Origin of the sequence: Bacteroides sp. D2 (genome assembly GCF_025147085.1) — a bacterium.
Taxonomy (GTDB): Bacteria; Bacteroidota; Bacteroidia; order Bacteroidales; family Bacteroidaceae; genus Bacteroides.
The window spans coordinates 1,085,259-1,098,818 of the sequence record NZ_CP102261.1 but is presented as its reverse complement, the minus strand read 5'-3'; the positions used below and the strand labels follow the sequence as shown (position 1 = coordinate 1,098,818).

The 13,560-nt window shown below is 40.8% G+C and carries 10 protein-coding genes; 4 read left to right on the top strand and 6 right to left on the bottom strand.

From position 1 onward, the window contains the following. Nucleotides 1-254 precede the first annotated feature (254 nt). From NQ505_RS03875 to NQ505_RS03865, 3 genes are all read right to left on the bottom strand, one after another. Nucleotides 255-731, bottom strand: a complete 477-nt coding sequence (locus NQ505_RS03875; protein WP_008998203.1) for an HU family DNA-binding protein — start codon at nt 729-731, stop codon at nt 255-257. A gap of 335 nt (nt 732-1,066) precedes the next feature. Continuing rightward, nucleotides 1,067-1,411 carry a hypothetical protein gene (locus tag NQ505_RS03870; RefSeq protein ID WP_004307475.1) on the bottom strand — a complete coding sequence of 115 codons (345 nt, stop codon included), beginning with the start codon at nt 1,409-1,411 and terminating at the stop codon, nt 1,067-1,069. A 477-nt stretch (nt 1,412-1,888) separates the two neighbouring features. Then, nucleotides 1,889-2,500 (bottom strand): DsbA family protein, encoded by a 612-nt coding sequence (locus NQ505_RS03865; RefSeq protein ID WP_004322497.1) that lies wholly within the window; start codon nt 2,498-2,500, stop codon nt 1,889-1,891. A 337-nt stretch (nt 2,501-2,837) separates the two neighbouring features. On the opposite strand from NQ505_RS03865, the gene NQ505_RS03860 reads away from it, so the two are divergent. Beyond that, complete coding sequence (locus NQ505_RS03860; RefSeq protein WP_004298332.1) at nt 2,838-4,754, top strand: Ig-like domain-containing protein; 1,917 nt, start codon at nt 2,838-2,840, stop codon at nt 4,752-4,754. Next, nucleotides 4,699-5,574 carry a DUF3108 domain-containing protein gene (locus tag NQ505_RS03855; RefSeq protein ID WP_008998202.1) on the top strand — a complete coding sequence of 292 codons (876 nt, stop codon included), beginning with the start codon at nt 4,699-4,701 and terminating at the stop codon, nt 5,572-5,574. Before NQ505_RS03860 ends, NQ505_RS03855 begins: the two co-directional genes overlap by 56 nt. Nucleotides 5,575-5,738: 164 nt before the next feature. Here the strand turns inward: NQ505_RS03855 and NQ505_RS03850 are convergent, their stop codons facing one another. The 3 genes from NQ505_RS03850 to NQ505_RS03840 form a co-directional block, all read right to left on the bottom strand. Next, nucleotides 5,739-6,149, bottom strand: coding sequence for a PaaI family thioesterase (locus NQ505_RS03850; RefSeq protein WP_008998201.1), 411 nt, complete (start codon nt 6,147-6,149; stop codon nt 5,739-5,741). Between the two features lie 32 nt (nt 6,150-6,181). Beyond that, on the bottom strand, nt 6,182-7,174 hold the full coding sequence (locus NQ505_RS03845) for a FecR family protein (RefSeq protein WP_004307470.1): 993 nt from the start codon (nt 7,172-7,174) through the stop codon (nt 6,182-6,184). 101 nt (nt 7,175-7,275) lie between these two features. Further along, entirely contained in the window at nt 7,276-7,872 is a 597-nt protein-coding gene (locus tag NQ505_RS03840; protein ID WP_008998200.1) for an RNA polymerase sigma-70 factor, read from the bottom strand. A 405-nt stretch (nt 7,873-8,277) separates the two neighbouring features. On the opposite strand from NQ505_RS03840, the gene NQ505_RS03835 reads away from it, so the two are divergent. Together NQ505_RS03835 and NQ505_RS03830 are read left to right on the top strand one after the other, a co-directional pair. Then, on the top strand, nt 8,278-10,002 hold the full coding sequence (locus NQ505_RS03835) for a hypothetical protein (protein ID WP_008998199.1): 1,725 nt from the start codon (nt 8,278-8,280) through the stop codon (nt 10,000-10,002). A gap of 57 nt (nt 10,003-10,059) precedes the next feature. Continuing rightward, nucleotides 10,060-13,560, top strand: coding sequence for a TonB-dependent receptor (locus tag NQ505_RS03830; protein WP_004307468.1), 3,501 nt, complete (start codon nt 10,060-10,062; stop codon nt 13,558-13,560).

Genomic DNA, 13,560 nt, shown 5'->3' with positions numbered 1-13,560 from the left:
GAGTCAAAGATAGGGAATATTTTATTCAGTGAAGGTCAAAAAATCATTCAATTAAGGCTAGTTTTTAATAAATTAGCTAGAAAATAGAGTATTTTACTTACTCTAATCAGTAAAAACGTGAGATACAGTTTTCCACCGCGGTGGAAAAGGTATCTCACGTTAATAAAAATTGGCTGTTATATTAGTCAGTTCTTATACGCTGTTTATACGTAGACTTGCGTATAACTAATACATATATAGATATGATTCATACGTTATGCTGCAGGATCCGGAGCCTCACCGCTACCGCCTTCGTCCGGATTTTCCGGTTTATTTCCCCCTCCATTTCCGGAAGAGGTGCCGCCGTTTCCTTCCGTCTTGTAAATACTTACATTATCCAGCATATCCTTAAATTTATATCCCGGCGTAAATACAATTTTCACTCGACGAACGGTATCGGCATCTACATCTTTTTTCTCTTTCTGGCTTTTGCAACTCATGCCCGGACGGAAACATCCGAAGTCACCTAATTGCACAGACAATCCTTTGTTGAGGTTCGTGTTCAAGGCATCAATCAGTGCGTCAATCACGTGTTTCACTGCGCCTTCGGGAATCATACCGAACATGGATACTTCCTTGCATAAATCTCTGAAATTTACCGTATTGGTAATTACATTCTGTGCTACATACTTTTCAGTCTTTGTTTTGTCAAAGCCGAAAACTCTTTTCTTGACAACATACTTTAATGCCATAGTCTTTCTTTTTTTAATAGTTAGTTAATCTGTTTTATTGTTGTTTTGTGATCACGATGCAAAGATATGGTTTCCGAAATTCATGACCAAGCTGAAAAAGAATTGTGCGTTAATAAATTAGTTAATAAGTAGAATACTGCTGTATTGGGGAATTTTATGTAAAAGAAAGATTCGGAAGAAAGGTAGAAAAAGAGGATGCCGATCAAGATATTGGGGTATCAAGTGTGGGGAAGGCATCCTCTTCGAAGATAGAACGAAAGGACTACTTGCACAAGCAATCTTTTTCGCTTTGTTGTCTATCTTCTATATATACTGGTAAGGGTTATGATTCTGAATTATTCCGTATCTTCTTTGGTTCGCAGGCTGACTAACTCTGTCCACTTGCTTATACTTAAGTCGAACCCTCCTTTCTCCAGATGTTGGAGGGCGGTTCTAAAATGTCGTATTACTTTTTCTGTATCATTGGTTGTTTTATACTCAAGCTCTCCAAGTGCATATTCAAGACGTGCCATTTGGATGTAATCTAATAAGGTATAGTTTTCGTCAACGGATAAAGTTGAAAGATAGTTCAACAAGTCGAATGCTTTTTCTCGTTCTTCATCTGATAAGTTGGAGATGGGGCGGCGCGCGATAGGGTGCTGCATTACTAGAATAATGTTTTCTTTCAGGTCATCGTACATATCTTTGTTATGTTTGTCGCATCATTTCCCTGTGGTGCGCGGTTTAAAAAAGAGAGCGTGGGAAACTACCAACTGTACGCCAACCATAGGCTCGGCAAAGACCCTCCGCGACATAAGTGATAGTCCCACGCCCATTGGGTATATAAACAAATTATATACAGAAGTGTGCGCGAGACCTGACATCACTTATTGCCATTCGCGGTAAATTTTTGCCGAATTTATGGTTGAATGCAATAAATAATCGTTCTCTATAAAAAAATAAAATGTTCCTCTCTACGTATGAAAGGAAACCGCTACAAAAGTAGCAATAAATATTGATAAAGCAAGTAATCTTGTTTTATAATTTCATAGATAGTTCTGATTTACTAAAAGTCAGTATAAATATGATTAATATAAAAAGAACCCTACACTGAATTATTGTTTTTTTTGTTCAGTTCAGAATTGGAATTCTAGGTAATTCTGCTAGATGATTTTAACTTAACTTTCTGTTTTCTTTGCATAAACCACCTGTTTGCCTGTTCCATAACGGATTAAGAGTCCACGTTCGATAAAAGCATTCAGTTCTTTCAAAGCACGTTTTTTGTCGTGTCCTGTCAATCGGCTATAGTCGGTGCGGGTCAGGCAGGGATATTTGTTCAGATGCTGGTTGATTATTGTCAAACATTCTTCTTCACTGCGCCCTTTCCCGTGGTGACGAGTCATCGATTCTCCACGTTCCAGTCTCATTTGCTGGCCTACTTCTTTCTTAAACTGGCTACTTACCCGGAAATTGACATTCTTCAGTTCTATGGATTGTGCGTGTACATCTTTTTTCTTCATTACACGAGGTCCCTTCAAAGACACTGAAAAATATCCGATATCTCCCAGTTCCACAATCCATCCGTTGGCAATCAGGTCTCTCAACTCGTTTTGGAAAGACTGCATAGCACCTGCCAGTAAACTGCGACTTATTCCTGTGAATTTGTGTACACGGTCTAGAAATTCTTCCTGATCGACGGTTCCTTTGAATACTACGCGGGGATGAAGCGGTTGTGCGTCGCCTGTTTGTTGAATGTCAGGCGTGTCGTAAAGGTCATATTGTATACTCATATTCGTTTTTATTTAGTGTAGGCACATTGATAAATCCGTTTGCCTATCCGGATTTACTTCACTTGCTACTTTTATTTCGTTCCACTATAGTTTCTCTTTCGTCCCACTATAGTGCTCCGCAAGGGAAACTATAGTGTTCTTTGCGGAACACTATAGTGGAACGAAAAAAGATTAGGCAACAAAGGTAATCTCTTTAGGCAATAAAACTAATTATATTAGCAGGAAAGAAATAAAAACGTCGCAAATATTGTTTATTACCTTAAGTCACCCTTTCCTTTTTTAATAAATTAGCTAGAAAGTGTGGTGTTTATTGAATAAGAACCCTTATTTTTGCAGCATGTTACAATTTGAGAATCAAAAGATAAAGCAAATAGTTCGCAAGGTGCTTCCGGTAGTAACGCTGGGAGCTATGTTATATTCCTGCGCCAGTATTGGACGGCCGGACGGAGGCCCTTATGATGAGACGCCGCCCCGTTTCATCGGTAGTACTCCTGCTGCGGGCGCTCTGAATAATGAAAGGACTAAAATTTCTTTGATGTTTGATGAGTTTATTAAGCTGGAGAAAGCAACCGAAAAAGTCGTTGTTTCTCCTCCCCAGATACAGCAACCGGAAATCAAGGCTTCCGGCAAGAGAATACAAGTCAACCTACTCGACTCTTTGAAGCCTAACACGACCTATACGATTGACTTCTCGGATGCAATTGTCGACAATAATGAAGGTAACCCGCTAGGGAATTTTGCATTTACGTTTTCTACCGGTACGGAAATCGATACGATGGAAGTAGCAGGAACAATGCTCGACGCCTCTAACCTGGAACCTATTAAAGGTATGCTTGTCGGACTACATTCCAACCTGAATGATTCGGCTTTCAACAAATTGCCTTTCGACCGTGTGGCACGTACAGACAGCCGTGGACGTTTCTCCATCCGTGGTGTAGCTCCCGGCAAATATCGCATCTATGGATTGATGGATGCCGACCAAAACTTTACTTTTAATCAGAAGAGCGAGATGATCGCTTTCCATGATTCGTTGATTATCCCCCGCATGGAAGAACGTATCCGCATGGATACTGCTTGGGTGGACTCATTGACCTACGACACGATTGTTGAGAAGAAATATATGCATTATTTGCCGGATGATGTCATCCTCCGTGCCTTTAAAGAGCTTAATTATTCGCAATATCTTATCAAGTCGGAAAGACTGGTTCCTCATAAGTTCACTTTTTATTTTGCCGGTAAGGCGGACACTTTGCCAGTCTTGAAAGGCTTAAACTTCGATGAAAAGGATGCTTTTGTCATCGAAAAGAATCAGCGGAACGATACAATCCATTATTGGGTGAAAGATTCTTTGCTCTTCAAACAGGATACTCTTGCCATGAGTCTGACTTATCTTTATACAGATACTTTAAACCAATTAGTACCCCGTACAGATACGCTGAATCTTGTTTCGAAGCAGAAATATAAGAAAGAGGAGTCGGATAAGGACAAAAAGAAAAAGAAGAAAAAGAAAGGGGAAGAGGATGAACCCGAACCGACGAAATTCTTGCCGGTGAATGTTAGTGCCCCTTCGTCAATGGATGTATATGGATATATTTCTTTGAATTTTGAAGAACCGATAGCCAGCTACGACACTGCCGCCATACATCTGCGGCAAAAGGTGGATACGCTCTGGAAGGATATACCGTTTGAATTTGAGCAGGATTCCGTAAATCTGAAGAAGTTTAATGTGTATTATGATTGGGAACCGACGCTGGAATATGAATTTTCGGTGGATTCGACCGCATTTCATGGTATATACGGATTGTTTACAGACAAAATAAAACAAGGGTTCAAGGTGCGTAGTTTGGAAGAATATGCCAAAATCACGTTTGTGGTGACGGGAGCGGAACCTAATGCTTTCGTTGAACTGTTGGATGCGCAGGATAAAGTGGTACGCCGAAGAAGAGTAGAGGAAGGAGGTTATGCCGACTTTTATTACTTAAATCCCGGTAAGTACTCCGCCCGGTTGATTAACGACCGGAATGGAAACGGTGAATGGGATACCGGCAATTTTGAAAAAGGGGTGCAGCCCGAAGAGGTGTATTATTATAATCAGATTTTAGAGCCGAAAGCCAACTGGGATCTAGAACAAAGTTGGGATATTCATGCAGTTCCGCTGGATAAGCAAAAGCTGGATGAACTTAAAAAACAAAAACCAGATGAAGACAAGAAGAAAAAGGATCGGGAACGAAATAGTCAGAACCGCCGTCGTTAGCGTTCGACGCAATTTTATTATCGGATTAGTGGCCTTACTGATGGGAGCTTTCGCCCTCCCAGCCAGTGCTCAATGTGAAGCGAAGAATGATGCGTTTCAATCCGGCGAACACGTAATGTATGATTTATATTTTAACTGGAAGTTTGTCTGGGTGAAAGCCGGACTTGCCAGTCTGACGACGAATGCTACTACTTATCATTCACAACCTGCCTACCGGATTAACCTGCTTGCTTTGGGCAGTAAACGGGCGGATTTCTTTTTCAAGATGCGCGATACGCTGACTTGTGTGATCGGTGAAAAACTGGAACCGCGCTATTTCCGCAAAGGTGCCGAAGAGGGAAAACGTTACACGGTCGATGAGGCTTGGTTCTCTTATAAGGACGGTCTTTGCCTGGTAAATCAGAAGCGTACTTACCGGGATGGGGCGTTTAATGAATCTGAAGATAGTGATAGCCGCTGTATATACGATATGTTGAGCATTCTGGCGCAAGCGCGTTCTTACGACCCTGCAGATTATAAGGTGGGAGATAAGATCAAGTTCCCCATGGCTACAGGCCGTAAAGTGGAAGAACAGACGCTTATTTATCGTGGTAAAGAAAATGTAAAAGCGGAAAATGGAGTGACTTACCGTTGTCTGATCTTCTCATTAGTTGAATATGATAAGAAAGGGAAAGAGAAGGAGGTGATTACTTTCTTTGTGACAGACGATTTGAACCATCTTCCTGTCCGTCTGGACTTGTTCTTGAATTTCGGTTCCGCTAAAGCATTCCTGAATAATGTGACCGGCAACCGGCATCCGCTGACTTCTATCGTTAAATAAATATATAGAAAAAACGAAGGCATATCAGAAGTAATTTGAGCTGTCAACCTGTTATTTTTTAGACGCGGATAACACGGATTTATTATCTTCTTATCCGTGTCATCCGTGTTATCCGCGTCTAAAAGGTAGACTTTTAAGAGTGTTAATACATCTTCCTGTTTTTTTTATTCCTGAACTTCGAAAGGCACTTTCTGATCTTTCCGGAATACGCTGGATTCAAAAGTGGCAATCAAATCTCCGTTCTGATTCGTTACATCTACCTGATAGCAACCCGTGCTTCGGCCGATATAGCGTTCGCGTGTTTCGGCAAAGAGAGTGTCTCCGGGGCCGCTGGCACGCAGAAAAGTAATAGTGGACGAGAGAGAGAAAGCTAGTGTGCCGTGCGAGTTGGCAGCTGCGGCAAGCGCAAGGTCTGCCAGCGTAAAGATGGCTCCTCCTTGTGTGCGGGCACCTGCATTAAGATGTTCGGCTTTTATTTCTAATTTGGCTTTACTGTAACCTTTGCGTACTTCCAGCAGCACTACGCCTGCATTTTCGGCAAACAGATCGTTCTTAAAAAACTCTTGTGCGGTCATGATATTATTTTTGAAGATTCTTTAATCGTTTCTTATTTTTTCAATGAATGGATATATACCTTATCTTTTTCAATTGAGTAGCTAAATTTATTTGTTTCAGACATAATATCCAATATTTTCTCCAAATTATTTGTTTCTATAATAAAACTTCCATGGAAAATCAAATTCTTGAGTTGCTCTGACTCAAATGCGAATGTCACATCAAACTGGCGCTCCAACTCTTTAGAAATGATCGACATAGGAACTTCATCCCAGAATACTTTGCAGTTGATCCACTGTTCAGCATAGTCAGCACTCTCGGTCAGCTTATAAGTTTGGTCAAGCTTATTAACTGTCATCGTTTGATTAGGCTTCATTATAAACTCTTGGTTGATGCACAATAAGACAATGGAACCTTCTAGGAGTGATACCTTTATATAATTCTCATCACCATAATTTTTAACGTTAAACTTAGTACCCAGTACCTTGATCTGTGCGGAGTCTGTTTGTATAACAAATGGATGCTCTCCATGCTCTACCTCAAAATACCCTTCGCCTTCCAGCCGGACATTGCGATTCTTTCGACTAAAACTCTCGGAGTAAGAAAGCTTGGAATCTGCGTTTAACCACACTATAGAACCGTCAGGAAGCTTCATTTTTAATTTCGATTTTCTTGGAGCGTATACTTCGGAAATCAAAGAATCATCAGGTGTTGTAAAATTATAAATTATAAAAGGAGTGGTAAACAGTAATATAATGATTGCCGCTGCGTAACCTGCATACTTCACAAATAAGGCTCTTCTCATCTTTCCTGCCGGAGCACTCTTATGTTTGCGGATTCGTTTCGCAAATCTGTTATAGGCTTGTTCTTCGTGTACAGATACATTTTTATACTCGGCAGACAGAAGCCAGATTCGTTTCTGCTGTTCAAAATATTTCTGATTCTCCGGATCGGAGTATATCCATTCGTTCAACTTATGCAAGTCCTCTTTGGTGATACTTCCCGAGAGGAAATCATATATCAGTCTGTCAAATTCTTCTTTCATACCATCTTAAACTTAATATCTATTGAAAATCATATACCTGCGCTATCATCAGGACAGTCTGTCAATAGAAGAAGTATAGTGAATAACTCTGTTTTTTAATATTAATTAAACATATTCGTAATAAACATTACAATTAGGGCAAGATAAGATTTTGCTGCTTCTTTCAGCTTATCCAGTGCACTTCGCATGTGGTATTTCACTGTATGAATAGTGATTCCCATGATTTCGGCAATTTCTTCTTGTCTTTTGTTCTCAAAACGACTCAATAAAAACACCTTTCGGGTTTCCGGAGATAATCCGTTAATCGTTTTCTGGATAATAGCATGAAGCTCCTTACCCTCTAAATGCTCAACCGGATTTTCGCCCAAAGACCATAAGTCGCTGTAAATGACCAGGTCTTCTGACGAGCAGGCTGTTTCCCTTTTCACATATTCAAGCTGAAGATAATTGATACACTTGTTGGCTACACTTCTGAAAAGGTAGTTCTTTAATGAGGTGTTAATTGCTATTTTAGAGCGGTTTTCCCATAGGCTATACACCAAATCTTCTACTATAGATTCTGATAGATAAGAGTCTGTCAAATACCCTTTCGCTATCCGGCAAAGATCTGTATAGTAAGTTTTATAGATGTATCGGAATGCCTCCTCTTTACCCGATTTCAGGGCCTCGATAATCTCTGTTTCCAGGTTTTTTTCCATTATGTCTTTCAGAAATCGTATATTTGATTTATTAGTTAATATATTAAGGTGAATACTCACAGGTTCTGTTTCTCCGATGGATAATTCGGGGGCAAGGTATTGAAAAAATGTAAGATGACCAAACTCACTAATAAAAAGATGAGTTGAAGGGCTGAACGAATAAAAAAATCATTTCTCACTATACTTTTTATTAATCTGGCTGTCATATTAATGAATAGGCCAATAAAGCATATTTTAACCTGAATTTCTATGAATGGTAAAAAGAAGGATTGTAAAAGAGCATAGCGCGACACTCTTTTTTAAGTTATAAGGTATACAAACAGCTGTTTTAGTTTAGTCATGCAGGATAAAGATTGTTTTCAGGAATAACAGAAAATAAGCTATTTCTTATTTAAATAATATTGTATGAAGAAACTACATTTTCTATTAAGCACATTCCTTGTGTTTATATTCACGTCATGCGGAGAAGATGAACTGAAAGGTGTTGTCTTATCCGAAGATCCGGGGTACGTAAAAGAACCATTGGTAGCCATACAGGCAGAAGATGGCACAGGGAACTGGATAAATGGTCTTATTGACCAGAACAGTAGGGTCATAGCCTTAGATTTTCGCATTTTGGACGACCAAAGTGCGGTGAATGTGAAACTCAAACTGGCGGATGAATGGGCAAAGCCCATTGATCCGCTCACTACTGATGCTGTACTGGACTTGAGCAGCGGTATCACCCGTATTAAAGTGAATGATGGAGCAGATGATATCGAATATACCATTTTCAGCACTTCTACTCAGTTGCTTCGAGGTATAACGGCTACTTGTAACACAGAGCAGGTTAGTGCTAACTTTATTAATGGCATCGCTTCGTTACGTTTCAAACAAAACACTGTATTTGCAAACGTAGTGTTGATGCCGACTTTGGCAGATAACGCAGAAATCATCTCTACGGATCCCTCCAGTCAAAAAGATGAAAATGGGAACCTGATTGTTGACCTAAATAGCACACTTACTATTACTGTAAAAGACAATACGAACAACATGACTAAAAAATATCAGTTGAGTGCTGTAAATGGAATTATTGACGCAGGGGTAAACTGGAAAAATATTACTGCTGATTTAAAGAGTCAACACAGTAGTATTCGTATTCCTGATTTCATGATTGTCTATGAAAATAAAAACTTGCATGGAAGGAGCGGTAATACGGGATGGTTGATAACTATTCCTGCCGGTAAAATAAACATGAAAGTTAGCTGGGATATGAATAAAGACAATGTAACATGGGCTGAACCCACTGCTCAACATCGTACAACAGCTATCATGAATAATAATATGGATTATTCACTGTTTGTTCCGGGATTGTCCGGGCAATTCTGGGTACCGATATTTTATAGCCTCGGGTGGAATGATAGTGGGCTGCTATCCGCACCGCGTCTCGGATATAACCTATCTACTTCTTTGAAGTATTGTCCGGGAACTCTGGGAATTACAGCTGATGGAAAAGCGGAGATTTCGTATGCAGAAGTGATAGATAATAACTTGTATAAGTTTACCAGCGGCGGAGCCGGCAAACAAGCTGCCAATGGAGTACAGTGGTCCCCAACCAGTGCTGTCAGTGGATATTCCTATCCGTTGCAAAAAGGGCAGATCATGATTGCCGGAGAAAATGCAGAACTTTACAAGACATTTGCTACTAATGAAGGAAGAAATACTTCGACCCGTAACAGAGGAATGGATGGAGCATTGTCAGGAAGTAATTCATGGGCTGCTAATCCGGTAAGCATTTGGACTTTTGATGGCAAGCCTGTAGGACGCCGGGCTGTCGGTATCACGGAAGAAGGAGACTTGGTCATTTTTGTAAGTAATCGTTTTACGAATTCTTATAACTCGGTAAAAGCAGCTTGGAATGTCTTTAGTGATGGCTCTTCTTTACGGGAAGTTGCTGTGGCATTGCAGGAAGTGGGTTGTACGGATGCCATTGTGTTTGGTGAGAACTATCATAGTCCTGTTGTTATTCGGGATGATAGTAGAGGGGTGCCTTTAGGAAAGGTAGCCGGTAGATACGACTGGGAAACGAACGGCAATGTTAAAAATGCGGATAATGAGGCTAGTTCGCAATCCTGGATAATGTTTAAATAAGAATATTGTAAAACAATGAGTTAGTAACAAAAGATATACACATAAAAACTTAAATCAATGAGTAAAATCATCAAATGCATGTTCTTCGTGCTATTAGCTGCAGTTCTTCCACTGTCGGTTCATGCACAACAGGTGACCTTACATTTGCAGGACGTAACGGTGCGCAAAGCGTTCCGGGAGTTGGAGGTCAAAGGAAATGTATCCTTAGTATATGAGAAAAATGATGTGGACCTGACCCGTAAGGTAACTGTAAAGGTAGATAATCAACCGATAAGCAAGGCACTGGATCAGATTCTGAAAGGGCAGGAGTTGATTTATAAAATAAAAGATAATCATATTATTATCACCCGGCCTGTCGTTCAGAAATCGGATAAGAAACGGCGTATCAATGGTGTCATCAGCGATGTCAATGATGAATTGTTAATTGGAGTATCGGTATCAATTCCCGGTACTAATATTGGCACGGTGAGTAATATGGAAGGGAAATTTGAACTGGAAATACCGGAGGACGCTAAGAAATTGCAAGTGTCTTATATCGGTTTTGACACGCAGGAAATTTCATTGTCGCCTGGCAAGACGACATTCAACATTGTAATGGGAGAGAATGTGAAAATGCTTTCAGAAGTAGTAGTGGTTGGTTATGGCACACAAAAGAAGGTGAACCTGACCGGTTCGGTTGCTACGGTAAATTTGGAAAAGGAATCACTTTCCCGTCCTTTGGTCAGTGCTTCGCAGGCGTTGAGCGGTATGACAGCCGGTTTGCAGGTGATGCAAAGCTCCGGGACTCCATATAATGAAGGCTTTTCTTTCAATATTCGGGGAGTAGGTACCCTGAACAGTTCTTCACCACTCGTGTTGGTGGATGGGATGGAGCAAAGTCTGAATAATGTAGATCCCAACGATATTGCTTCTATTTCCATCCTGAAAGATGCGGCCTCGTGTGCTATTTATGGTAACCGAGGGGCAAATGGGGTTATTCTGGTTACTACCAAAACCGGACAAACAGGAAAGGTCAGCGTGTCCTACAATGCTACTTTTTCACTGAATCAACCTACCAAACTGATAAAAACGGTATCTAACTACGCCAAGTATATGGAATTGATGAACGAAGCTGCTACTAATATAGGAGAATCTGCTCCTTTCAGCGACATTACCATCAATCAATGGCGTGAGGCGGAAAAAGATCCGAATGGCATTTCGGCTTCCGGCTATCCTAATTATGTAGCTTATCCTAATACAGATTGGTACGATGAGATATATAGTAACGACTGGATGATGAAACATTCGCTTTCCGTCACTGGACAGGAGGGACGTACCGGATATAATCTTTCTATATCTTATACTGACAATCCGGGATTAATCAAGGATACCGGATACCAACGCTATTTTTTGCGTGCCAATGTTTATTCGGATATTACTAAGTGGTTACGTATTGGTACTCGCGTATGGGGGTATCACACTGACCAGAAGAAAAGCGATACCGGTTCACTCACCAATATCAATACCCAAAAAATGATACCGGGCGTATATCCATATTATGACGGAAAATATGGTGCGCCGGAAGCGAACGAGGAAGATCCGCAATCTCACAATCCTCTGTGGGACATGGCACAATCGGAAGGGCATATCAAAAACACGCAGTTCTTTACTACTTTCTATGCCAACGTGAAGTTTCTGAAACACTTTTCATACGATGTTAATCTGAACTATAAAGATTACCGTTATGAATCGATGTCCGTAAATACGGATTATGGGAAATATAGTTTTAGTACAGATCAGTGGATAGCTGCCCCCAAAGATCCTGCCGATTTGTATACCCGTATGGCGTATGTCCGTGAAAACCATTGGAAATTAACGCACTTGCTCAACTATAACCAGACTTTTTATAAGCATGATATTGGTATGTTATTGGGCTTTGAAGAAGAACGTTTTGTCAAACGGACTACCGACACTGCCAAACTTGGATTAATAGATTCGTCTGTGGGTGATTCAAGTTCTGCTACTACTCCTTCTTCCATAGGTGGTACAGGTGAGGAATTTACATCCCGTTCTTACTTCGGTCGTATTAACTATGCTTTCGACAGCCGTTATTTATTCGAGGTTAATATGCGTTATGACGGTTCCTCCCGTTTTGCTCCGGATAATCGCTGGGGGCTTTTTCCATCTTTCTCTGCCGGGTGGAGAATCAGTGAAGAGAGATTTATGAAAGGACTTCCTATCGACAATCTGAAATTACGTGCTTCGTGGGGTAAGTTAGGGAACAATGCGATTGGTAACTACGAATGGCAGGCTGTGTACAACTCGGCAAAGTACGCGTTTGGAGGTAGCCTTAATAATGGTTTGGCAATTACTTCTATTTCCAACAACCTGTTGGAGTGGGAAAGTACTGCCATTACGAATATTGGTATCGACTTTGCAACTTTAAGAAACCGTCTGACGTTTGAGGCTGAATTTTATAATAAAGTAACGGATGGAATCTTATATCGCCCTGATATGTATATGTCTCTCGGGACAGCCAGTGGCCCTCGTCAGAACATTGCGGAAGTGACTAACCGCGGTATTGAAATGACCCTGAATTGGCAAGACCGTATCGGTAAAGTAGAATATCGTGTATCCGGTAACTTTGCCTATAACCAGAACAAGGTCAGTAAATACAAAGGAGAGTTGCAGCGTGGCTGGGTGACAGATGAAAACGGGAACCGTGTTTATCAAACCAATATCGGCGATGTCTCTACCGGAGGATCTACCCGTGTAATAGAGGGTAAAATGATTAATGAATACTATATGTTGCAACCATATAAAGGCAGTGGAAACGGTTTTAACGCAGATGGAACAGTCAATATCAACGGTGGTCCGAGAGACGGAATGATCCGTACAGTAGACGACATGAAATGGCTGAATGCTATGGTAGGGGCAGGGTATAAGTTCTATCCGCGTCAGAACGTCAGTAAGAGTGGCATTTGGTATGGTGATTACATCTATGCTGACTTAAATGGCGACGGTGTATATGGTAATGACGCTGATAATGAGTTTCAGGGATGCTCCAATGTGCCCAAGTATAACTTCGGTCTGCAGGCAAGCGCTAATTGGAAAGGCTTCGATTTCTCCATGAACTGGTCCGGTGCGGCAGGTTTCAAGATTTACTACTATCGTTTGGCATTGAACAGCAGTGCTACCATCAAAGGATATGCTATTGGAGAAGCAATAGCAAACGATCACTATTTCTTTGATCCCAAAAATCCCAATGATCCGCGCACGAACTTGAGTTCAAAGAATCCTCGCTTGACAAATAACTCCGGTAACGACCAAAGTGGTATGACACAGTCATCAGTACATTTGCAAAAAGGGGATTATATTAAACTGAAGAACCTGACTATCGGATATACATTGCCTGCTGTCCTGTCGAAAAAAGTATATGCACAGAATATCCGTTTCTTTGCTTCCGGTGAAAATTTATTTACCATTACCGGGTATGAAGGAATGGACCCGGAAATGCGTACCGCAGTGGGATATTCTACTATGAGACAATATGCATTCGGTGTAAATATCACTTTCTAA

Coding starts and splice junctions, on each gene's coding strand:
- NQ505_RS03835 (WP_008998199.1), top strand. CDS start 8,278: ATGAAGAAACTACATTTTCTATTAAGCACATTCCTTGTGTTTATATTC.
- NQ505_RS03855 (WP_008998202.1), top strand. CDS start 4,699: ATGAAGACAAGAAGAAAAAGGATCGGGAACGAAATAGTCAGAACCGCC.
- NQ505_RS03870 (WP_004307475.1), bottom strand. CDS start 1,411: ATGTACGATGACCTGAAAGAAAACATTATTCTAGTAATGCAGCACCCT.
- NQ505_RS03875 (WP_008998203.1), bottom strand. CDS start 731: ATGGCATTAAAGTATGTTGTCAAGAAAAGAGTTTTCGGCTTTGACAAA.
- NQ505_RS03840 (WP_008998200.1), bottom strand. CDS start 7,872: ATGGAAAAAAACCTGGAAACAGAGATTATCGAGGCCCTGAAATCGGGT.
- NQ505_RS03865 (WP_004322497.1), bottom strand. CDS start 2,500: ATGAGTATACAATATGACCTTTACGACACGCCTGACATTCAACAAACA.
- NQ505_RS03845 (WP_004307470.1), bottom strand. CDS start 7,174: ATGAAAGAAGAATTTGACAGACTGATATATGATTTCCTCTCGGGAAGT.
- NQ505_RS03860 (WP_004298332.1), top strand. CDS start 2,838: ATGTTACAATTTGAGAATCAAAAGATAAAGCAAATAGTTCGCAAGGTG.
- NQ505_RS03850 (WP_008998201.1), bottom strand. CDS start 6,149: ATGACCGCACAAGAGTTTTTTAAGAACGATCTGTTTGCCGAAAATGCA.
- NQ505_RS03830 (WP_004307468.1), top strand. CDS start 10,060: ATGAGTAAAATCATCAAATGCATGTTCTTCGTGCTATTAGCTGCAGTT.